This is a genomic window from Chryseobacterium endophyticum, from assembly GCF_056333165.1.
Genome location: NZ_JBWGXE010000002.1, coordinates 250,465 through 273,310 on the forward strand (window position 1 = coordinate 250,465; position 22,846 = coordinate 273,310).

Sequence of the window (22,846 nt, forward strand, 5' to 3'; positions counted from 1 at the left end):
ACAAGTTTTTTGTTATCAATAATTTATACTGCAAATCTACAGCAGTAATCCTTTCCGTTCTATAATATAATTTTCATATATATGTACAATTTTAACCTAATTTCTATGTTAATTGAATATTAATTGTTAATTTTACATATATAAAAGGTGCTTAAAAATGAAACATTCAAATCCCGCTTTTGAAGCCATAAAACCTAATATCGGAAGTAGTTTCACCAGCCTCAAATTCTTACGTAATGAAAATATAAAATCGCATGTCTGGCATTATCACCCGGAGGTTGAGCTTATATTTGTGTGTAAAGGTTCGGGAAAAAGACAGATTGGAAGCAATATTTCTTATTTCTCCGACGGCGATCTTGTGCTTATCGGCAGCAATCTTCCGCATTGTGGCCTCACTAACGAAAATACCAATAATGATTACGAAATGGTCATCCAGTTCAAACCGGATTTCCTGGGAGAATACATTTGGGGCACCCCTGAAATGCAGAGAATATCTGCCTTGCTGGAAAAATCGAAAGCGGGAATTGTATTTGATGAGAACATAAAGAAAACCGTAGGTGAAAAAATCGCTCAAATGCACGAAATGTCATCACTGGGCAAGTTGCTGTGCTTTCTGGAAATATTGGATGAACTCGCGACGACACACGATTACAGGATATTGAATGCCGGAAAATATTACCTGCAGACCCAGGTAGAAGACAACGACAGAATAAATCATATTTTTAATTATGTAAAAGATCATTTCAAAGAGCAGATTACGCTTGAAGAAATTGCCGATCTGGCCAACATGAAAGTTCCTTCTTTCTGCCGCTACTTCAAGAAAATTACAAATAAAACATTCACCCAGTTTGTTAATGAATACCGCATTACGCATTCCCTGAAACTTCTGGCAGAACAGCCTTTAAGCATCACGGAAGTTTGTTTTGAATCAGGATTCAATAATTTTAGTTATTTCAATAAGACTTTTAAAGAGTATATCAAAAAAAGCCCGTCACAATACAGAAAAGAGTTTAATTACTTTATCGAATAAGCGTATTGTTTATTAAAAATATACGTGTAAATTTAACACTTATAAATTTTAAGCATAAACACTCATATTTTGATCCAGGAAAAATTAATTAATGACACTAAAGAAGCCTTTCGGATAGCCTTTCAGTCACAGCCGGAACATATTTTCCTTTCTCCGGGAAGGATAAACATTATCGGTGAGCATGTAGATTACAGCGATGGTTTCGTTTTGCCGGCAGCCATTGATAAATACATTTGCTTTGCTGTGGAAAAGTCGGATAATCCGGAGGTCTGTACATTCTTCGCAAAAGATCTTAATGAAAGTTTCAGTTTTAATGTTCATGAAAAGCAGGTACCTGTTTCACAAGGTTGGGTCAATTATTTGCTGGGCGTTTTCAATGCTGTTCAGGAAGAAGGGAAGACCACCGGAGGGTTACGGATTGCTTTCAGCAGTACGATTCCTATGGGATCCGGTCTTTCTTCATCGGCTGCTTTAGAATGTGGGTTTGCTTTTATTCTCAATCAGCTTTTTAATTTAGGTTTTTCTAAAAAAGAACTCGCTCTTATCGGTCAGAAGTCCGAACATACTTTCGTTGGCGTTAAATGTGGAATCATGGACCAGTTTGCATCTGTTTTCGGTAAAGATGGAAAGGTCATTATGCTCGATTGCCATTCGCTGGATCATCAGTATTTCAACGCAGATCTTGAAGGCTATCATCTGGTTTTATTCGATAGCTGTGTGAAACATACGCATCTTACATCAGGCTACAACGACCGGCGCCTTGATGTTGACAACGGAAAAAAAGCCTTGTGGGAAAAATTTCCGCATATAAAGAAATTCAGGGATTTCAGTTTTGAAATGCTTGATAGCGTTCGTGAAGAAATAGGAGAAATATCCTATAAAAGATGTTTTTACCTTTTAAAAGAAATCAAAAGGGTAGAGCAGGCTGCCAAAGCATTGTCTGAAAATAATGCAGAACTTCTCGGCAAGCTTTTGGTGGACACTCATTCCGGGCTTTCGGAAGAATTTGAAGTCAGCTGCGAAGAGCTTGATTTTCTTGTGGAGCAGACCTTACAGGAAGAAGGTGTTCTGGGAGCAAGAATGATGGGCGGCGGATTTGGCGGCTGTACGATAAACTTTATTAAAGAAGAACATACAGACCGGGTAATTCATTCAATAAGTGAAAAATATAAAGCTGAATTTAATATTCAGATGAAAATATATCAGGTTAAAATCTCAGAAGGAACAAAAGAATATACAACGAATGAGCTCAGCATTTGACAGTAAGCAGCATCCGCACCGAAGATACAATCCGCTTTTGGACGAATGGATTTTGGTTTCTCCCCAACGTTCCAAAAGGCCGTGGCAGGGACAGACTGAAAAAAAGGAAGCAGAAAAACTCGCCGCCTACGATCCTGACTGTTACCTGTGTCCGGGAAATGTCCGGGCGAACGGGCAGAAAAATCCCGATTATAAAGGGGTTTATGTTTTTGATAACGATTTCGGATCCCTGCTCAACGAAAAAGTTGAATTTTCCGAAGATCATTCCGATTTTTTCCGTCTTAAACCTGAACGCGGGATCAACAGGGTCATTTGCTTTTCTGAAAACCACAGTCTCACTTTACCTGAAATGGAAAAGGAAGATATTAAAAAAGTAGTCGATGTCTGGCAGCAGCAATATGAAGAACTTGGGGCTAAAGATTTTATCAGCCACGTTCAGATATTCGAAAATAAAGGACAGGTCATGGGATGCAGCAACCCTCATCCGCACGGGCAGATCTGGGCACAGTCGTCTATTCCTTCCGCCGTTTTAAAGACCCAGGAAAACCTGAGAAATTACTTTGAAAAAAACGGCAGATCTCTTTTGGAAGATTATCTCGGACAGGAACTGAAAGCAGGGGAAAGAATTGTCCTCGAAAACGAAGATTTCGTCGCTCTTGTTCCTTTCTGGGCAGTCTGGCCTTATGAGACCATGATCGTCAGTAAGAGAAAGATCAACAGTATGCTGATGTTTACTGAAGATGAGAAGCATTCATTGGCGGCGGTTATAAAAGATCTTACCACAAAATATGATAACCTTTTTGACGTATCATTTCCTTATTCAGCAGGCATTCATCAGTCTCCGACAGATGGGCTGGAACATCCTGAATGGCATTTCCACATGCATTTTTATCCGCCGCTTCTCCGGAATGCTGAAGTCAAAAAGTTTATGGTCGGTTATGAAATGCTGGCCGAAGCCCAGCGTGACGTGACTCCCGAACAAAGCGCAGAAATCCTGAAGAATCTCTCTACCATACATTATAAATTGAAAGATTAACAGCCATAAAAAAAAAAGAGAACCCCAATTGGAGTTCTTTTATTTTATGATTTAAATAAATAATCATTAATTGAGTTCTTCCAGATTTTCAAATCTTGAATAGGAAGACTTCAGGTGATGAAGATGATCGGAAACTACCTGCGAACTTTCAGGGCACAGATCTCCGCTATCCAAAGCATCTTCGTAAGCATTGATGGCTGCCTTTTCTCCGAATACGACATTTTCAAGGGTAGATTCGTCTTTGTTTCCGGTAAATGAATTTTTTACGTCAATCCACGCACGGTGTACCGCTCCGGCTGTACTGGTGGTATTGTCTGCCTCACCTCCGCGCTCATTGATCAGCCTGATAAGGTCAGATTTCATGTTCTGGGACTGAGAAACCATTTGGTCATAATCGTTTTTCAAGGCAGAATGGTTGTCCCATACTTTGTCCTCTACTTTAGAAAATCCTTCAATTCTGTCGTTGGTAATGTTCAGTAAGTCGTTTAATACTGATACTGTTTTTTCGTTGTTCATATTAAATTTTTTTGGTGTCCGTTGTAAGTTGCAATAAACATGCCTGAATACGGGATATTTTTAAATTTTATCAAAACTATAATTTGGCATAATTAATGATGCTCGTTTATTATTATACTAAATTGTAGCAATACTGGTCTATTTATATTTTAAAATTCGAAACATGAATTACAGAATGACAAAAGAAGTCATTGAGCTTCTTGAACAGTTTGAAATCGAAAATGGTGAACACTACTATTCAGCTGATATCAACGGTTTTAAAAACTGGCTTTTTGATAAATCTCTCCTTGAAAACAAACAGAAAGAAGAACCTTACTGGGAAGGCAAAGAAAGCGGCAGAAGCGCTGAAAGTGCAATCAGTACATTGCTTGTCCACCTGAACAGATATGCTAAAACTTATTCGAAGTCGGCCATTTCAGAATCCGATTTTACCACACAGGAAGATTTTATTTACCTGATCAACCTGAAAGCATTCGGAAAGATGACAAAAATGGAACTGATCAAAAAGAACATTCACAATAAACCTGTAGGAATGCTCATCATCACACGACTGCTGAAACAGGGATGGATCGAACAGACCGAATCCGATATCGACAAAAGGAATAAAATCATATTTATTTCAGAAAAAGGAAAACTGGCTCTGGAAAAACAAATGAAAAAAATAAGAGAGGCCACCGAGATCGTAGCCGGAAACCTCAATCATCATGAAAAAATGGAGCTGATCCGAATCCTTAATAAACTGGACCGTTTCCATTATCCTATTTTTTCAAGAAATATCGACAGCAAAGATCTGATTAAAACCGTGTACGAAGAATATTCATTTAATAATTAATTATGAAAAAGAAAATTGCGGTCATAGGATCAGGATTCTCAGGTTTGTCGGCTGCGGCATACGCCTCGAAGGAAGGTCATGAAGTCCATCTTTTCGAAAAGAACAGCGATCTTGGAGGAAGGGCAAGAAATTTTAAAACCGATAACGGATATACCTTTGATATGGGTCCCAGCTGGTATTGGATGCCCGATATTATCGAATCCTTTTTTAATGATTTCGGAAAGAAAGCTTCTGATTTTTATACGCTGGTTCCATTGGATCCGCAATTTGAAATGGTTTTTGAAGATGGCACCATGAATATTCCGCATAACTACGAAGAGATGAGAGATCTCTTTGAAACAACGGAATCCGGTGCCGGAAAGAAGCTCGATGCCTTCATGAAAGATGCACAGTATAAATATGAAGTCGGAATGCAGGATTTCGTAAACAAACCCTGTCATTCATGGTTTGAATTTGTTTCGCCTAAAATTGCCAAAAGTGCTCTAAAGCTCGATCTCTTGACCAACTTTCAACGCTTTGTACGTAAATATTTTTCACACCCAAAACTGATCGTTCTGATGGAGTTTCCGGTTATATTTCTGGGAGCGGCCCCGAAAGATATCCCTGCACTGTACAGCTTAATGAACTATGGCGGTTATAAGCTGGGAACATGGTATCCGATGGGCGGTTTCTCAAAAATTATAGATGCAATGAAAGATATCGCTCAGGAGCAGGGAACCCGTTTTCATGTGAATGCAGATGTTAGTAAGATCAATATTAAAGATAAAAATGCATCATCCATCACCGTAGATGAGAAAGAAATGAATTTCGATGTGATTATTGCTTCTTCAGATTACCACCACACGGAAAGCAAACTTATTCCTGAGCAATACCGGAATTACACGGAAGATTACTGGGAAAAGAGAGTTTTTGCTCCTTCATGCCTTATTTTTTATCTTGGATTTAAAGAGAAAATCCCCAACCTCAAACACCACACCTTATTTTTTGAAAATGACCTTGAGCTTCATACGGAAGAAATTTACAAGGACAAAAAGTGGCCGACAAAACCATTGTTTTATGCCTGCTGTCCTTCCAAGACCGATGATTCCGTAGCGCCGGAAAACAGCGAAAATGTCTTCCTGCTGATGCCTGTAGCACCGGGTATCGAAGATTCCGAAGAGATCAGGGAACGGTATTTTATGGAAATGATCATGAGACTGGAAAAACATACCGGAGCAAAAGATCTTCTCCTGAAAATAGATTATAAAAAAAGCTATTGTGTAAAGGATTTTAAGGAAGATTATAATGCCTACCAGGGAAATGCCTATGGCCTTGCCAACACATTATCCCAGACCGCGGTCCTGAAACCTTCACTCAGAAATAAAAAAATAAAAAATCTTTTCTATACTGGTCAGCTTACAGTACCTGGGCCGGGTGTACCGCCATCCATCATCTCAGGAAAAATAGCTGCCGCCGAAGCCATAAAAAATTGATTGCTATGAAAAAATTATTTGACGAACTTTCCTACAAAGTCAGCAAAGAGACCACTAAACAATACAGCACAAGCTTTTCATTAGGGATTTTAGCCTTGTCTTCTGCCATCAGAAACCCTATTTATGCTATTTACGGATATGTACGCCTGGCAGACGAGATCGTAGACAGCTTCCACGATTACAACAAAGAAAAGCTGTTGAAAAAGTTTAAAGAGGAAACATTCCAGGCGCTGGAAGACCGTATTTCACTCAATCCTATCCTGCAGTCTTTCCAGGAGACGGTTCATGCCTACCATATTGATGATAAGCTTATCCGTCAATTTTTAAAAAGTATGGAGATGGATCTTCAGAAAATCGATTATAATTCCGATCTTTACAAAGAATATATTTTGGGGTCAGCAGAAGTGGTGGGGTTAATGTGCCTTCAGATATTTGTGAACGGCGACCGGGAACAGTATGAAAACCTGAAACCTTATGCCATGATTTTAGGATCGGCATTTCAGAAGGTCAATTTCCTGAGAGATATGAAAGACGATTATTATACACTGGGAAGAAGCTATTTCCCAAACCTGGATATGACTTTATTTGATAACAACGTAAAACTGTCGATAGAACAAGAGATCGAGGAGGAGTTCCGGCAGGCGCTTATCGGCATTAAGAAACTTCCTGCATCCTCAAGGTTCGGGGTTTATCTTGCCTACCGGTATTATGTTTCGCTGTTCAGGAAAATTAAAAGAAAATCGGCGCAGACGATCTTAAATGAAAGGGTAAGAATATCCAACGGCGCTAAAATTTCCCTGATGATGAGTTCCTACGTCCAGTACAAAACGTCCTTTTTATAATGATGATTTAAAAATATATTAACAATGAATTTTTTAATTGTAATAGCTACTTTTTTTGTGATGGAAGGGATGACCTGGCTCATTCATAAATACATTATGCATGGCCTCCTGTGGGCACTGCATAAAGATCATCATGACCATAGTAACGAAGGGCACATGGAAAAAAACGATTATTTCTTCGTCATATTTGCGGTTCCCACTATTATCCTAATGTATTACGGAACAATACAGGGATTCAATCACTGGTTTTATATCGGGCTGGGCATTGCACTTTACGGGATGGCTTACTTCTTTGTTCATGATATTTTTATTCACCAGAGAATAAAGTTGCTGAGAAATACCGAAAATCCGTACCTTTTGGCCATCAGACGTGCCCACAAGCAACATCATAAGCATACCGGAAAGGAAGAAGGTGAATGTTTCGGGTTTCTTTGGGTTCCCGTCAAATATTTTAAAATGTACTTTAAGAAAAATAAATAAATGCAGCAGTACCTCTACCTCCTTATCAATTTTTTCACCATTATTATATGCTTTATATTTTCTTTTCATCACAAGATAAGGTTTAGCAGGTATTTCAGCGCATTCCTTACGGCTTCCCTGATCGTGGCCGTATTTTTTATTGCATGGGATGCATGGTTTACAAAAATTGGGGTGTGGTGGTTCAATGATCAATATCTCATAGGAATACGGCTTTTCGGTTTGCCGGTCGAGGAGTTGCTTTTCTTCATCTGTATTCCTTTCTCCTGCCTCTTTACTTATTTCTGTCTTGACAAATTTTTTAAGCTCGACTGGAAACCTCTTCCGCAGAAGATCTTTGTAGTCGTGAGTATCATCAGCGCATTAGTGATCAGCAATTTTTTCTGTGAAAAGATTTATACTTTCATTACCTTCCTTTCCACGGGCTGCAGCCTTTTCCTGCTCTATTTTATCCTGAAGGTAAGATGGATCGGAAAAGTCTCCTTCGTATACCTTCTCCTGATGCCGGGATTTTTAATGGTCAACGGAATTCTTACCGGGACCGGCCTGGAATCACCTGTTGTGAACTACAATCCAGACCACTTTATCGGACTGAGAATTTTCACCATTCCTATTGAGGATACCGTTTACGGCTATGAACTTATTCTCTGGAATGTTTTTTTCTTCGAGATTTTTAAAAAGAATGAAGAAATGCCGGTAGAAGAAGTTGAAGCTTGATTCACTTAAATCTTTTTTAAATAAAAGCTTAGAAGTACTAAAGAAGTATAAAAGCACATTGATAAATGCTTTCCACGCTTCAGAGCTTTAAATAATTCCATAACATACTTTCCAAACGCTTCAGTACATCTGTACCATGTCGTCAGCTACGTTATCAAAACCTTCGTTGCGGTTGTTTACTCCTCTGAACCTTCAGATAATACCTCCGGATATGTCAGGGATCTGTCTGGATCCGTTACTCTATCCCAACCGACACATTCCGGACCCCGTCGGATAGGTGTACCATGTCGTCAGCTACGTTATCAAAACCTTTGTTGCGGTTGTTTACTCCTCTGAACCTTTAAATGATACCTCCGGATATGTCAGGGATCTGTCCGGATACGTTACTTAACCCAACCGACACGTTCAGGCCGCCGTCGGACAGGTTATAACATCACCGGATACGCTATACAAACTATCCGTTGTGGTTCATCACCCGTCAGAACCATTAAATAACATCACCGGACTCGTTATGCACCCTCTATTTTCGAAATAGTGTTCAGGCGTTATGCGTTAAAAAAAGTTATTTTTTCATCCGGCATCAAATTTATTTGTTCTTTTGTACAAAAAATTAATAAAATGAAGAAAATAGTACAGGCTTTCGGAGTGCTGATACTTTTATTAGGTTCGCAGTCCTTTTTTGCTCAGAAGCAGTCAGATGATGATACCCTAAAATTTAAAGGGGATAATACCACCAGAAATTTCCGGCAAAAAACAACCGTTTTTACAGGAAATGTGTCTTTAGCATCGAAGGCTATCAGTTTCGAAAATGCGGAGAAGGTAATCGTAGACGAAAATACCCACGAAGTAAAGATTTACAAACCGAAGAACTTTAAAATTATTCATGTCGACGCATTGGCCAAAACAGGGAAGAAGACTGATGAGGATGTTATTGTCTATAACACCAAAACCAATACGCTTTCGATGTAAATTTGATGCTTTATGGAACAAAAAAACCTGCCCGACGGCAGGTTTCACTATATAAAAAAATATCTAATGTCCTGATTTTGCATCGGCATCCTGCTTTACGTGTCCAAGATATTTGGTACAGTAAGCTCCGAAAATAAGAATCACGACATAACAGAATACCGGAATAATAAAGGAGTGCTGCACTCCGAAGACATCAGCCAGATATCCCTGGAAGATAGGAACGATGGCTCCTCCCAGAATAGCCATCACGACTAAAGAAGAGCCCTGGCTCGTATATTTACCCAATCCTGAAATAGCCAGTGTATAGATATTCGAGAACATAATGGAATTGAAGATCCCGATTCCCAGAATGCTGTACATTGCCATTTCACCATGATTTAACATAGCGGAAATCAACAGAACGACATTCACTGCCGCGAAAATCGACAGGGTTCTTGCCGGAGCTGCTTTTCCGATGAAGAACGCCACAAAATTTAATGCAATAAATACAAGGAAAAAGCTGATCTGTGCAAAGGTAAGATCTACAATACTGAAGATTACCAGGAATACGGCTGCCGCAGCACCCAGCATGTACAGTGCTTTTTTACCCTGACTGATCGACTGGTTCAGTGAAATTGCTCCCAGGAAACGCCCGATCATCGCGCCACCCCAATATAAAGAAAGGTAGTTTTTGCTGACCACTTCCGATAAATTCATGACCTGAGGCTGCTCCAGGAAACTGATGATAAAGCTTCCTACCGCTACTTCTCCGCCCACGTAACAAAACATCGCGAGAACTCCGAATTTCAGGTGATTGTGCTCCAAAGCACCGTAACCTTTTACGATTTCTTCCCCCTTTACCTGGAAGTCCGGAAGCTTAACCCTTGAAATCAACAGAGCCACCAACAGCAAGATCCCGGCAAAGATAAGATAGGGTATCTTGGTAGCGGCCGCCGAAAAGGAACCGTCCGGTGCGGAAAAAAGCTCGAAAATCAGATGCCCGCCCAAAACCGGTGCGATCGTTGTTCCGAATGCATTGAAAGCCTGCGTCATATTCAGCCTGCTCGATGCGGATTCTTCAGGACCCAACAGCGAAACATAAGCATTGGCCGTAATCTGAAGAACGGTAAATCCTAATCCCAGGATAAACAGTGCGCCCAGGAACAATCCGTAAGAAGCAAAGCTTGCTGCCGGATAGAAGAGTACACAGCCTACTGCGGCAAGGAAGATCCCGAAAAGAATTCCTTTTTTGTATCCTACTTTATCAATCGGGTCACCCTGGGTGCTCGATATCAGGAAGTAGATCAGGGAACCGATAAAATAGGCACCGAAGAAACAGAACTGCACCAGCATCGATTCAAAGAACGACAGGCTGAACAGCTGTTTAAGATAAGGAATCAGGATATCATTCATACAGGTGATGAATCCCCACATGAAAAATAAAAGGGTGATGGTAACCAGAGGAACCGTATAATTCCTGCTTTTAACCTTTACATCATTGATCATAACATTCATTTATTTAAAAAAGTGGTTAAAGATACCCATTTTAAAGATATAATCTTAATTTGAGACATTAAACTTATCATGAAAATTCTGTGTTTCCGAAAACATAAAGGAGCCTTGGAATAAAATGCAGAAAAAGTGTGTGGGTTCTAATTTTTGAATTAAGTATGAATGTATGCATTCTATATCTGCGGCTCCTTTAATGTAAGTTTTACGGTTTTATGTCTTCAAATTTTTCATCTGCCGCAAACACATGCTGAACTTTTTCTACCGTGAGTTCTTTCGGAACCGAAAAATCAGCGGTCTGTCTGATGTCCAGCGACGAAGCCCCTGCAGCAATTTTATAATTTCCGGCTTCAGCAATCCATGCGCTTCTGGAAGGGACAAATGAGGCCAGGTCTTTCGGCTGTAAGGTCAGGGTTACCGTTTGGGATTTCCCGGGCTTCAGTTCTTTTGTTTTAACATAAGCTTTAAGCTCGGACGATGGCTTGTCGATCGACTGTTTCGGAGCAGAAAGATACAGCTCTACCACTTCTTTTCCGCTTACTTTTCCTGTATTTTTGATGTCGACGCTCACTTCCAATTTATTATTGAACGTTTTTGAAGCGGTTTTAATATTTGTATAGGTAAAATCCGTGTAAGATTTTCCGTAACCGAATTCATAAGAAGGTTTTACCCCAAAAGTATTAAAGTAGCGGTATCCCACATAAACACCTTCCTGGTAGGTCACGTCTTTCGGATTATCCGCCGGAACACCCGGAAAGTTTTTTGCAGAAGCATGATCTGCATAATTCACCGGGAACGTCATCGTCAGTTTTCCGGAAGGATTTACCTTTCCTGAAACTACATCCGCTACAGAATGTCCGCCTTCCTGTCCGGGCTGCCACGCCAGTAAAATCGCATCTGCTTTATCTTTCCATGATGCGGTTTCGATCACGCCGCCGATGTTTAAAATAACAACCACTTTTTTTCCTTTGGCGTGAAAAGCTTTTGAAATTTTATCCAGCATTTCGATTTCTTCGGTGGCCAGGTTGAAATCATTGTCAACCACCCGGTCGCCGCCTTCCCCGGAATTTCTTCCCAGGGTCACAAAAGCAATTTCCGATGTTTCCGCTTTTTTAGCGTAGAACGCATCATCGAATTTTATTTCGGGAAGCCTTTCAGGTAAGGCTAAAATGCCTCTTGCCTTTCTTCTTTCTTTTTCGGCAGCAACTTCTTTTTCAGCATGAGGTTTATATAAGTCGACTAATTCTTTGTCTAATTGGTAACCGGCAGCATTTAAACCTTCCAACAAAGAAACGGTGTGCTTGTTATTCACACTTCCGCTTCCGGTTCCGCCGGTAATCCATGCATAAGACGTTACCCCGAACAGAGACACTTGCTTTTGTTTATCGGCAAAAGGCAGTGCATTTTTTTCATTTTTAAGCAAAACCATTCCTTCTGTCGCGGCATTTCTCGTTACTTCCGCATGTTGGGCAAGATTCGGCTGGTCGCTGTATCGGTAGTGTTCGAAAGTTGGTGTTTTAAAGATGTATTCCAGGATTCTTTTTACATTTAAATTGGCCACATCCTGGGACAGTTTACCGGAATTAAGAGCTTCCAGCAGTACTTTTTTCTGCGCAGGAATTCCCGGCATCAGGAGGTCGTTTCCTGCATTCATCTGTTTTACTACATCGGAAATTCCACCGTTTCTGATGGATTCAAAACCTGGAAACCCTCCGAACCAGTCGGTCATGACGATCCCTTTAAAACCCCATTCGTTTCGTAAGACCTGAGTCAGCAAATCTTTTGAATCTGATGTATAAACGCCGTTCACTTTATTGTAAGACGACATTACCGTCCAGGGCTGGGATTCTTTCACTGCAATTTCGAAGTTTCGAAGGTACAGTTCACGCATTGCCCTTTCGGAAACATGGGCATTGATCGTCAATCGGTTGGTTTCCTCATTATTTGCCGCAAAATGTTTGATGGAAGTTCCCACGCCCTGGGACTGGATTCCGTTCACAATGGCGGCTGCTGTTTTTCCTGAAATTAAAGGGTCTTCGCTGTAATATTCGAAGTTTCTTCCGTTAAGAGGATTTCTGTGGATATTGAGGGCAGGGGCGAGCAGGACATCCACGCCGTATTCCTTTACTTCATTTCCCATTGCTTTTCCTACCTGCTCCAGCAGTGCTTTATTCCATGTTGAAGCCAAAGCGGTTCCCACTGGAAAAGCGGTAGCATAATAAGTTTTGGAATCATTCGGTCTGGTCGGCGCAATTCTAAGGCCTGCGGGGCCATCCGCAACCACAGTAGCCGGAATTCCAAATCTGCTCAGCGCTGCTGTTCCCCCTGCCGCTCCGGGAACCAGTCCTTGTTTTGAATCTCCTACCGGGCCTGTCAGTACTTCTATGCCGGGCATTCCTGTTCCTATCAGGATCTCTGCTTTTTCCGCATTGGTCATCTGCCTGATGATGGCATCGATTCTTTTATCGGTTGATAGCCGGGTATCTTCCCAGGCATCAAGCTTACCGTTTCCGTTGAGGTCCCTGAATATTTTTCCGGCAACAGTCACCGTTGGGGTATTCTGAGCCTTAGCGAGAGGAGCTGCCGCCAAAAGCGCAACAAACATCCCTGCATATTTTGTTTTTTGAGAAAACTTTATCAGGGTTGAGATATTCTTTTTCATAATTTTTTTTATTAATGATTATACTTTAAAGTTGCGGCAACAAACTGTGCAGACACAGCCATTGCCGCAAAAAAAGAAACTATATTAAAATTCGATTTTGTTTTTTAACCACAAAAGCCACCTAAGTTTTCAGTAAAAAACTTTGAAAATAGAAGAGCACATCAGAAGGAAATCAAAGATTTTTACTCGCCTTGATGAGCTTTTTTGAAAAGCTATACATCCGTCTTCAGTAAAAAAAATTGTGGTTTCATTCTAAGGCTATAAGAACTTGTGGAATCTCAGCCAGTCGAGATAGACATCCGACCATTTATCGACAGGGAGATTTTGTTTCCCCATTCCGAACCCGTGCCCGCCTTTTTCATAGATATGGAGCTCTGCAGGTTGTCCGGCCTTTAGCCATTTACTGTAAAGCAAAACTGATTTTGGAGCAAGCTTTAATTGGTCGTCACTGGCTGCACAGATAAACAGCGGAAGGGGAGTGCCTGGTATTTCTGTATTTAAGATTTCATCGCTCGGACCTCCATAGATGGAAGCAGCGAAGTTCGGTAATGTGGAAGCATCTTTGCTGTGAAGTACGCTTTCCAGAATAACGCTTGCTCCTGCAGAAAATCCTATAACGCCTAGTTTTTCGGCATTGATGTTTAAGTCTTTGGCGTGAGCCCTGATATAAGAAATCGCCGTTTTGATATCGTCTCCAGCCATCACTTTGATCGGTGCTGTTTTGGCGTCAAATGCGGGTCTGTCTTTGATGTTTTCCATCATTTCTTTTGCCGGATCGTTGGATTTCGTTTCGAGTAATCTGTATTTTAGAACGACTGCGGTGATTCCGTTTTCTGCCAGTTTTTTCGCCATATCGATCCCTTCACGGTTGATGGAAAGACTTTGAAATCCGCCACCGGGAGCGATAACGATAACCGTTCCGTTGGCTTTCTTTTTATCGGCTTCAAACAATAGCATGGAAGGCTGGGCGACATTGAAAACAACTTCCGTTTTGAATAATTCGTTGAACTGCTGAGCTTCTTTCTGTGTCCAGTTTTCGGTTCCGGGTGCTTTACCCTGGTATAATGGAATGGATTTCTGAGCGTTGATGCTTGTAAGACCTGCAAGGAATAAACCTGCTATGATTACTTTTTTCATTTTGATTTTAAATTTTTTAAACGCAAAGAGCGCAAAGTTTTTTTTTAATGTTGTTCTGCAAATTTTTCGTTCGCAAAGGCGTTTGACTTCGTCGAATCATTGATTTCACTCAGCTAAGACTGCATTAAATTGACAGTTTGTTTGTCATTTCGGTAGGAATCTAGGCTGTTGAGATTCCTACCGGATGACAAAATCCTGTTGTATGTTGTCGTGTATTTTATGCTGAATCCGAAGCACGACTTGAGCGGAAATAGCTGCCCAAATTATTTTACTTAAATAACTGCGGAACAAATTCATTGAGATACGTTCTCCAATTGCTCCACGTGTGACCGCCTTCAGATTCTACGTATTGATATCTGAAATTCATTTTGTCGAGTTTCTGGCGGTACTCTGCGACGTTTTTGTAGAGAAAATCTGTTTTTCCGATGCCGATCCAGTACAGTTTATAAGCATTGGTCTGCTGGGTTTTCAGTTTGGAATCCAGATTCTGGTAAACCGGGCTTTTCTTTTCGTCCGGAGGAAGAATTGCGGGAGAAAAAAGGCCGACATAATCAAACGTTTTCGGCTGATTGGCTGAAATGTATAATGAATGGAAACCGCCCATCGAAAGTCCGGCAATCGCACGGTTTTCAGCGTTGGCTTTTGTTCGGTAATTCGATTCCGTGAAATCCATAATTTCCCTGAAATAGGTTTCCATATCGCCTGAGAAAATATCCGGTGTCCTCATATCGATTTTATAAAACCCTTTGGAAGATTCGCCCGGCGCCGCGGCATTGCTGGTGTGACCGTTCGGCATTACGACGATCATCGGTTTGGCTTTTCCCTGAGCAATTAAATTATCAAGAATCTGTGAAGCTCTTCCCAAAGTCATCCACGCTTCCTCATCGCCGCCCATTCCATGCAGCAGGTATAAAACCGGGAATTTTTCCTTCGAGTTTTCGTAACCTGGAGGTGTATATACCGTTAATCTGCGGTCTTCTTTCAGTCCGGTGGATTTGTACCATCTTTTGGAAACCGTTCCGTGCGGTACGTTCTGAACTTTATAATTCTCCGACTGTTTGCCATCTACCAAAACCATACTCATCACCGAAGCGACATCGCGCACCTGGTAAGAATTATTCGGATCATTGGCTTTCACACCATCCACCACGAATGAATAGGTGTACAAATCGGGAGTAAAATCACTTTTCGTAAACGACCAAATACCGTCTTTGTCTTTCTGTAAATCCACGGAACCCGGTTCCATTCCCTTCGACGGAAACCAGTTGCCCTGGAGTTTTACGCTGTTCGCGTTGGGTGCGAGCAGACGAAAGGTCACATTCTGACCGCTGATTTCCGGGGAAATTAAATTCTTCTTTCCGCTGAAATCCAGGCTTTCCTGAGCAAACATCAGTGAACCCAGCATTAATGAATAAATGGTGTATCTGATTTTCATCTTAATTTTATTTTTTTAAATTTTAAACATTAAGAAATTAAGTTTTAATAATATATTGCTTAATGTATCTTAATAAAAATCAATATATTGATTTCTTAATTTTTCATCGTTAATATTTTTTCTTAAATCCTTAATGTTGAATTTTTAAGAATAAACTTCGTTTATTTTCATTAAGAAAAATAAGTTTGAATCAGAAAACCGGACAAAAATGTCCGGTTTCAGACATCAATTAATAATCAATTTTATGATGAATTATTTTTTGTACTTCACAGTTCTGGAATCTTTGATCACGCCGGACCAGTTCATTCCGTACCCGAAATCATAGTTGTGGCCTTCGGTATCTTTGTGCGTTTCCATATCGTAAGGCACATCTTCTTTCTGCTTTTCCACCGTTTCCATATTGGCAGGCATTTGTAAAGGAAGTAATCCAGAAGGTTCGTATTTTCCGGTTACGATATCTACAACCGCCTGATTGGATACATTAAAGTTTATCAGAATCGCATCGGCGTGCTTTTCAAATTCATTAAAAACCATCGGCTTTGAAGCTGTTACCGAAACGATAACCGGTTTCCCGTTCATTGCTTTGTAGGTGTTTTCTATCGTCAGCAAATCGGTGAAGTTGGTTGCGGTGGAGGTTTTATTTTTAAACGTTCTGTCGTGTACATTCGGTGCAACAACGGGGTCGCCAGCAGCAATACTTTTTTCACGAGCTTCTGTCGCCGTGTAAGTCTGATATTGAAGAGAAATCGGCACGTAACCGTTTCCGCCTTCCTTTGCATCGATATCGCTGTAACCGCCTTCCTCACTGTGAGGACTTTTCACAAAAACCAACGCGAAATCAGCTTTTGTCGGGTCTTCGGTAACGTTGTAATGTTTTTTGATTTTCTCGATATCAACCGGATAATCCAAAGACGGAGCGGTGTAAATTCCCCACCAGTTGAAGGTTGCCGGAGAATATCTTTTCGGAATGTACACCGTTTTTCTTTCTTTAATCGGAAGGATATTGGCTTTATTTTTCAGCATTACAATCGATTTTACCTGCGCTTCATAACCTGCTTTCATAAATTCAGGGTTACCGACGATCTTTTTGGTTTCTTCGATGTTGACATAAGGATTTTCAAACAATCCCGTTCTGAAGAAGTTTCTCAGTAAACGAACCGCTGACTGCTCGAACTTCGCACGATAAGCTTTTTCACCGTGTTCTTTCACACCCATTTGGTAGGCTTCCAGAACAGGTCCTTTGTCGTTGTTCCCTCCGAACTGGTCGACGCCGGCTTCCAGCACTTTGTAATGACGCTCCGCAATCGATAATTTTTCTGCACCCCAAGGTTTTCCGGCAAATCCGCCCGGAGATTTTGGCTCGTCCGCTGTGATGAGCCAGTCGGTACAGACTACGCCGTCATATTTGTATTTTCCACGAAGTAAATCGGTAATCAAATATTTGCTGTAACCGTTTCCGACGTTTTCACCGTTTTTCGTATCCTGATTAAAACTAATCGTGTAATAAGGCATCACCGCAGAAGCTTCTTTGGTTCCGCCGTTCAACTTAAATGCTCCTTCCGTAAAAGGTTTTACGTGATTCTGGAAATTATTTCCCGGGTATACCGCAAATTTGCCCATTGCCCAGTGGCCATCGCGGCCGCCTTCTTCAGGTCCGCCTCCCGGCCAGTGTTTTACCATGGCATTCACACTTTTGTTTCCCCAGCGGTTTTTGTTTCCGGCGGTGGTCTGGAAACCGTCGATGTATCCTCTTGCCATATCTGCCGTCAGTTCAGGACTTTCAGAAAAAACGTAGGCAATCCTGTACCAGCGGGGTTCTGTACCAAGGTCAATTTGTGGGGATAAAGCGGTTGAGATTCCTAATGCTCTGTATTCCTGAGCAGCGATATTTCCGAATTTTCTAACCAGTTCGGGATCGAATGTTGCTCCCATTGCCAGACCGTCGGGCCAAAGTGAAATCTGGCCACCCGCTCCTTCATTAAACTCTGCGGTAACTGTTGCAGAATGTCTAGGGTCCGTACTGTTGTTGGCCGGAATTCCCAAACCAAAACCTTCGATATACGCCTGGATGTTGTTGCTCCATTGTGCCGCAATGGCAGGAGATTCAACGGTGGTTACGAGAACGTGACGCAGGTTGTCTTCTTTCAGGAATTTCTTTTGTTGGTCTGTTAAATCAGACGCTTTAGCACCGCTTTCTTTGTAAAATTTTCCGTTGTATTTTCCAGCCCTGAAACCGTCTGCCGGCGCAGGAACCGATTGGTGGCCGCTGTACAGCATTAATCCAGCGATCTGCTCAATGGTCATTTTAGAAGCCAGATCTTTTGCTCTTTCGTCGACAGGAAGTCTCCAGTCTTCGTATTTATCAAGCTTTCCGTTTTTATTTAAATCCTTGAATTTATTTCCGCCAACCGTCAGGATTTTCACGCCTGAATCTGTTGAATATCCTAAAACCGGGCCTTTGGAATTTGTAACCGTTTGAATATTCTGTGAAAATGCCGTTACTCCTAAAAATAACGCAGCAAAATTTAAAACTGTCTTTTTCATTGTTTTACATTTTAGAAATTAAAGCTTACGGACAACTGACCGGTTAATGGCATAATATACGTTCCCGTCAATAGTTTTCCATAATACGGACTTGCATCGGTAATCAGCTCGGCACCGTTGATGGTTCCGCTGGCTCCTCTCTGGTTCAGGAAGTTGATGACCGTTGCGCCAACGTTGATGTTTTTATTTACCGTATAACTTACCCCACCGAAGGTTTCCCATCTCGGAGCGAAATACAAAGCGTTCGTAAGGTTTGCATATTGTTTTGAGAAATACCTGAAACTTGCCCAGAATCTCCATTTGTCAACCGTATAGCTAGGATCGATTTCCATTAAAACTTTCGCAACACCTAACACGTTATTGTCGTTATAATCGTAGTCTTTTCCGAAGGCATTGAAATTAAACTTCTTATAAACCGGATTCTGGAATGTTACCAAATAATGCAAATTGAATCCTTTAAAAGGCTTTAACACGAAATCGGTCGTCCAACCCAAGGTCTGAATATCGTAATACACCGTTGTTGTCTGTGCTTCGGAACTGTTGGTCGGATTAACGAGGTTGTAACGGTTCAGGTTGTTGTTCTTTTTAAGATATGTCGCCTGGGAAATCAATTGGATCCAGTTGGTGTTCCAGAAAATCCCGAATGCGCCAAGTGGGCTTTTAATTTTATTGGTATTCGGTTCAAAAGCCTGGGAATAGCTTTCCAACCTTCTGTTTTCCTCGGTATACAAGAAGTTGGCTAAAACCCCGAAATTCTTTGTAATGTTGTAGGTTGCGTTTAAACTTCCTGCAATCTGGAAGAAACTCTGGCTGATGTGGTTGAACTGAGCCGGATCTGTGAAGCTGAAACCAATGGTTCTCGGCGTCAAAGAATATTCACCGTCAAGGATATGATTTCTCAAATGCAAGCCGTAGCTCAAATTGAAATTGTCGGTCACTTTCCATTCATCGGTACCGTAGACAGAAAGTTTGTTTTCTGTTCCGCTGTGATACTCGCCACCTGCGTTATAATTGTAGAAACCGTCTGCATCGGTATTCGGACCGATCAGTCTCTGCGGTTGCGGCTCAACGGTCTGGAAGAAGAAAGTACGGTCGGATGTGAATTTATTAACGTGGTAGAATTGTTCCAACACCCCGAAAGTTACATTGTGGTTTCCAAGCTGCTTATTTAATGAAAATCTTCCGGCAACACTGGAAATCGGGGTTTCCGGCGTGTACATTCCCAGGATTGTTCCCACCGGCCCGGAATAAGACTGACCGTTAGAAGCCAGTGTATATCCGGATGCAGAACCGGCATTGAAGATACTTAGAGGAATCATATTAGACATTTTCACTTTAGAAAAATGCGCTCTTGTTGAGAATTTAAAATTCCAGCCGTTGTCTAAAAGATAATTACCAAAAATATCGATATTGTGTGATTTTGACCTGTTGTCATTTCCACTCATTGACCGCCACGAATACTCGCCGGTAAGAATATCTTTGACTTTCATCAGCCCGTCTCTCACTACGTAAGAATCTCTTCCGATTTTAAAGTTATCAAGCTCTGTAACTTTACCTTCCGGCCCGTACTGGAATACGGCATAGTTGGTAATGCTGTAAGAATCTGCGTATTTGTATAAGATCGAGATCTTACCTTTATCGTTATCGAAATATTTTGTGATACCTGCCCTGAAGATCTTAGTTTCATCGGCATTTCTTGCAAAACCTAATTTGTAGGTACTAGGGTCAAAGTTGGCGAAAGCGCCCACGGTGTACGTCCACCCGTTTTTAGAAATCGGTCCGGAAGCATTTACATCTCCCTGTAGCCATCCGAAAGTACTCGTTGTGAATTTTCCTTTTAATTTAAAATCTTTGGTTCCTGTCTGCGAGTAAGAATTCACCGCAAAACCGAGGTCGCCCATGGTATTGGCAAGCTGATCCATTTTCAGAAGCCCTGTTTTCTCCAGGCCAACGCTTTGTCTCCAGGTTTTATTCGGAAGCTCTGGCCAGAAAAAATAGACGGCGGGAAGATCGTTTTCAAGAATCGTTATTCCGCCTACGGTTGATGGAAGACCGATATTTACATCTCTCGGACTTGTATTGTTTGCTGCATTCAGCATTACATTTCGGTTGTTGTCTTCTTTAGAGGAAGTGGTCACGGTTTTTACACCTTCTTCATTTTTAATAACCGCTTTTACGGCTGTTTTCACGGAAGCACTGTCGGTTTCCTGCCCGAACGCTGTTGCGAAAGAAAGCATAAGCCCCAATGCTGAAATTTTAAAAGTTGATTTTCTCATTTCTTAGTTGTCTAAATTTCTTATAGTTGTTTTCGTACGTATTTAAAGGCATAATTTATCCTGCATCCAAAAATCTATGGATGAAACTTTATTTTCAGCACCGGTATTGTTTTGGCCGGTTTCCCTCAGCATCAGATTCCCGAAAAGTTCAGCAGTTTTTCTGCTGATATCGGAGAGAAAGATTCTATGATCTTTCAACAGTTTTCATACTCCAAGAAAGAGTAAACATCAAAGTAATTTTGTTCAGATCAGTGTTTGAATTCATTGCTTCTTTATGAATCATTACAATACTACATTCTTTATCTGAATTATGCAAAAAAATGTTAATGAAATTTAACATGTTAATTAAGTTGTTGTAAATCAGTTTTTTAACTGTTATGTTTTAATTTTTATATCATTGTTTCAGTACGAAACAATGGTTAGAAATAACCAAATGGTCTCCCAAAAAGTATCGCGGGAAGCCATTTTTTTATTCTGTAAGATTTTTACTAGATTTGTTTAAATAAAATTTTCCCAAATTCCCCCGATGGATTCCAAACAACAAATTTTAAATAAATCTAATGAGCTTAAAGAGGTTTTCCTGCCTCATCTTTCTGCCGATCCTGTGATCTTCGGCTTTGATCAGAATGAACTGAAAGTTCTTCTTCTTAAAATGAACTACCGTAAACAATGGCTTCTGCCCGGCGGTTATGTGAGAAAAGATGAAGATCTTGACGAAGCGGTCGTGCGTATTTTAAAAGAAAGAGCCGGGATCAGCGATGTCTATCTCGAAGAATTCGGCGTTTTCGGTAAAAAGAACAGAAGTGAGTTCTATTTCGAGGATTTTGATGAAACCCTCTTTCACAAGCAGAGATTTGTCACCATTGGCTATTACGCTCTTTATAATCCGGACCGCTTCAATCTTATAGCTGATGAATACAGTGAAACCTGCGAATGGATTTATCTGAGTGAACTTCCTGATATCGAACTGGCTATGGATCACCGGGATATTATTGAAAAAGCACTTCTGACGCTAAGGGAAAAGATTTCCCATAAACCGATAGGCTATAATCTGTTGCCGGAAAAGTTTACCCTTTCGGAACTTCAGAAACTGTACGAGGTTATTCTTGGAAAAGAGCTCAACAGAGGAAATTTTTACCGTAAAATAAAAAATCTCGGAATTCTCAAAAAACTGGATGAGCAAAGAAAGGGAGGAGCCCATAAAGCCCCGGACCTGTACTCCTTTGATGAAGAAAATTATCTTAAAGCGCTCGAAAACGGTTTAAGCAGTTGGTAATGTATGAAAATAAGTGCCGGAATTTTATTATTTAAAAGGGAAAAAAACAATATCTTTTATTTCCTTGTACATCCGGGCGGACCGTTCTGGAAGAATAAAGATGGTGGATCGTGGTCGATACCGAAAGGAGAAGTTTCAGAGGGTGAAAATCTTCTGGAAAGGGCTAAAATAGAATTTGCAGAAGAGACCGGGAAAACAGTTGACGGTAATTTTACAGAACTCGACCCTATTGTTCAGAAAGGGGGAAAAAAGGTTTTTGCCTGGGCGCTGGAAGGTGATATTGAAACTTCAGACATGCACAGTAATGTGATTACGATCGATTGGCCGCCACGATCCGGCAGAAAGCTCGAAATTCCTGAAGTCGATCGGTGGGAATGGTTTTCTTCCGTTGACGCTAAGGAAAAAATAAATCCCGCACAGGCAGGATTTCTTGTTCAGCTTGAGAAAATACTTTCATCGAAACTTTAGATTAATCATTTTCAGATTCTTTTTTAAAGCTTACCACTTCATAATTTCCATCAGAGCAGTATTTTTTACAGCTTTCATCGTCAAAAGATTCGGGAGATTTCAGAAAATCTTCAATAAATTTTGCGCTTTCATCCGTGTTGGAGGGTGTGATAACGACATGGAAAAGATTAAGCACCGATTCGTCGGCGTTCTTAAGCGATTCTTTTTTATGTTCTTTGGCTTCGTTGAAGTTCATAACGTTTATATTTAATTTTTTTGGCTAATGAATAAATTATGCCATCAGAGATCTTTTTGTGTAATAATTAAACCTTTGTGGTATTCCGTCAGTAAAATTTCAAGAAATATGGCTTGATTTTAGATAATGGTAATTTGTTAAACTCAAAATTACAGGCTGATGGGAAGGTTTAAA

The 22,846-nt window shown here is 40.8% G+C and carries 20 protein-coding genes; 11 read left to right on the forward strand and 9 right to left on the reverse strand.

Going from position 1 to position 22,846, the window contains the following annotated elements:
- Positions 1-157: 157 nt before the first annotated feature.
- The 3 genes from AC0N32_RS05505 to AC0N32_RS05515 all read left to right on the forward strand — a co-directional run bounded on the left by AC0N32_RS05505 (position 158) and on the right by AC0N32_RS05515 (position 3,326).
- Positions 158-1,030, forward strand: a complete 873-nt coding sequence (locus AC0N32_RS05505) for an AraC family transcriptional regulator (RefSeq protein WP_476392860.1) — start codon at positions 158-160, stop codon at positions 1,028-1,030.
- A gap of 69 nt (positions 1,031-1,099) precedes the next feature.
- Positions 1,100-2,290, forward strand: a complete 1,191-nt coding sequence (gene galK, locus AC0N32_RS05510) for a galactokinase (RefSeq protein WP_476392861.1) — start codon at positions 1,100-1,102, stop codon at positions 2,288-2,290.
- The gene (locus AC0N32_RS05515; protein WP_476392862.1) at positions 2,274-3,326 is read left to right on the forward strand and encodes a UDP-glucose--hexose-1-phosphate uridylyltransferase; all 1,053 of its coding nucleotides are present in this window, start codon (positions 2,274-2,276) and stop codon (positions 3,324-3,326) included. Before galK ends, AC0N32_RS05515 begins: the two co-directional genes overlap by 17 nt.
- 66 nt (positions 3,327-3,392) lie before the next feature.
- Here the strand turns inward: AC0N32_RS05515 and AC0N32_RS05520 are convergent, their stop codons facing one another.
- The gene (locus AC0N32_RS05520; RefSeq protein WP_476392863.1) at positions 3,393-3,842 is read right to left on the reverse strand and encodes a PA2169 family four-helix-bundle protein; all 450 of its coding nucleotides are present in this window, start codon (positions 3,840-3,842) and stop codon (positions 3,393-3,395) included.
- A 163-nt stretch (positions 3,843-4,005) separates the two neighbouring features.
- Here AC0N32_RS05520 and AC0N32_RS05525 point away from each other — a divergent pair, with 163 nt between their 5' ends.
- The 6 genes from AC0N32_RS05525 to AC0N32_RS05550 all read left to right on the forward strand — a co-directional run bounded on the left by AC0N32_RS05525 (position 4,006) and on the right by AC0N32_RS05550 (position 9,151).
- Positions 4,006-4,674, forward strand: coding sequence for a MarR family winged helix-turn-helix transcriptional regulator (locus AC0N32_RS05525; protein ID WP_476392864.1), 669 nt, complete (start codon positions 4,006-4,008; stop codon positions 4,672-4,674).
- A gap of 2 nt (positions 4,675-4,676) precedes the next feature.
- The gene (locus tag AC0N32_RS05530; RefSeq protein ID WP_476392865.1) at positions 4,677-6,146 is read left to right on the forward strand and encodes a phytoene desaturase family protein; all 1,470 of its coding nucleotides are present in this window, start codon (positions 4,677-4,679) and stop codon (positions 6,144-6,146) included.
- A 5-nt stretch (positions 6,147-6,151) separates the two neighbouring features.
- Entirely contained in the window at positions 6,152-6,988 is an 837-nt protein-coding gene (locus AC0N32_RS05535) for a phytoene/squalene synthase family protein (RefSeq protein WP_476392866.1), read from the forward strand.
- Between the two features lie 24 nt (positions 6,989-7,012).
- Positions 7,013-7,468 (forward strand): sterol desaturase family protein, encoded by a 456-nt coding sequence (locus tag AC0N32_RS05540; RefSeq protein ID WP_476392867.1) that lies wholly within the window; start codon positions 7,013-7,015, stop codon positions 7,466-7,468.
- The gene (locus tag AC0N32_RS05545; RefSeq protein ID WP_476392868.1) at positions 7,469-8,182 is read left to right on the forward strand and encodes a lycopene cyclase domain-containing protein; all 714 of its coding nucleotides are present in this window, start codon (positions 7,469-7,471) and stop codon (positions 8,180-8,182) included.
- A 618-nt stretch (positions 8,183-8,800) separates the two neighbouring features.
- A complete protein-coding gene (locus AC0N32_RS05550) occupies positions 8,801-9,151 on the forward strand; it encodes a hypothetical protein (RefSeq protein WP_476392869.1) in 351 nt (116 codons plus the stop codon).
- 63 nt (positions 9,152-9,214) lie between these two features.
- Here the strand turns inward: AC0N32_RS05550 and AC0N32_RS05555 are convergent, their stop codons facing one another.
- From AC0N32_RS05555 to AC0N32_RS05585, 7 genes are all read right to left on the reverse strand, one after another.
- A complete protein-coding gene (locus tag AC0N32_RS05555) occupies positions 9,215-10,645 on the reverse strand; it encodes a sugar MFS transporter (protein ID WP_476392870.1) in 1,431 nt (476 codons plus the stop codon).
- 199 nt (positions 10,646-10,844) lie between these two features.
- Positions 10,845-13,301, reverse strand: coding sequence for a glycoside hydrolase family 3 N-terminal domain-containing protein (locus AC0N32_RS05560; protein ID WP_476392871.1), 2,457 nt, complete (start codon positions 13,299-13,301; stop codon positions 10,845-10,847).
- A gap of 258 nt (positions 13,302-13,559) precedes the next feature.
- Positions 13,560-14,438, reverse strand: a complete 879-nt coding sequence (locus AC0N32_RS05565; RefSeq protein ID WP_476392872.1) for an alpha/beta hydrolase — start codon at positions 14,436-14,438, stop codon at positions 13,560-13,562.
- A 268-nt stretch (positions 14,439-14,706) separates the two neighbouring features.
- A complete protein-coding gene (locus AC0N32_RS05570) occupies positions 14,707-15,873 on the reverse strand; it encodes an esterase (protein ID WP_476392873.1) in 1,167 nt (388 codons plus the stop codon).
- A gap of 252 nt (positions 15,874-16,125) precedes the next feature.
- A complete protein-coding gene (locus AC0N32_RS05575; protein WP_476392874.1) occupies positions 16,126-18,417 on the reverse strand; it encodes a glycoside hydrolase family 3 protein in 2,292 nt (763 codons plus the stop codon).
- An 11-nt stretch (positions 18,418-18,428) separates the two neighbouring features.
- On the reverse strand, positions 18,429-20,693 hold the full coding sequence (locus AC0N32_RS05580; RefSeq protein WP_476392875.1) for a TonB-dependent receptor: 2,265 nt from the start codon (positions 20,691-20,693) through the stop codon (positions 18,429-18,431).
- A gap of 42 nt (positions 20,694-20,735) precedes the next feature.
- Entirely contained in the window at positions 20,736-20,891 is a 156-nt protein-coding gene (locus AC0N32_RS05585) for a hypothetical protein (protein WP_476392876.1), read from the reverse strand.
- A 328-nt stretch (positions 20,892-21,219) separates the two neighbouring features.
- On the opposite strand from AC0N32_RS05585, the gene AC0N32_RS05590 reads away from it, so the two are divergent.
- Together AC0N32_RS05590 and AC0N32_RS05595 are read left to right on the forward strand one after the other, a co-directional pair.
- Positions 21,220-21,969 (forward strand): NUDIX hydrolase, encoded by a 750-nt coding sequence (locus tag AC0N32_RS05590; RefSeq protein WP_476392877.1) that lies wholly within the window; start codon positions 21,220-21,222, stop codon positions 21,967-21,969.
- Positions 21,970-21,972: 3 nt separating this feature from the next.
- The gene (locus AC0N32_RS05595) at positions 21,973-22,437 is read left to right on the forward strand and encodes an NUDIX hydrolase (RefSeq protein WP_476392878.1); all 465 of its coding nucleotides are present in this window, start codon (positions 21,973-21,975) and stop codon (positions 22,435-22,437) included.
- Position 22,438: 1 nt separating this feature from the next.
- Here the strand turns inward: AC0N32_RS05595 and AC0N32_RS05600 are convergent, their stop codons facing one another.
- On the reverse strand, positions 22,439-22,672 hold the full coding sequence (locus AC0N32_RS05600) for a hypothetical protein (RefSeq protein ID WP_476392879.1): 234 nt from the start codon (positions 22,670-22,672) through the stop codon (positions 22,439-22,441).
- Positions 22,673-22,846 lie beyond the last annotated feature (174 nt).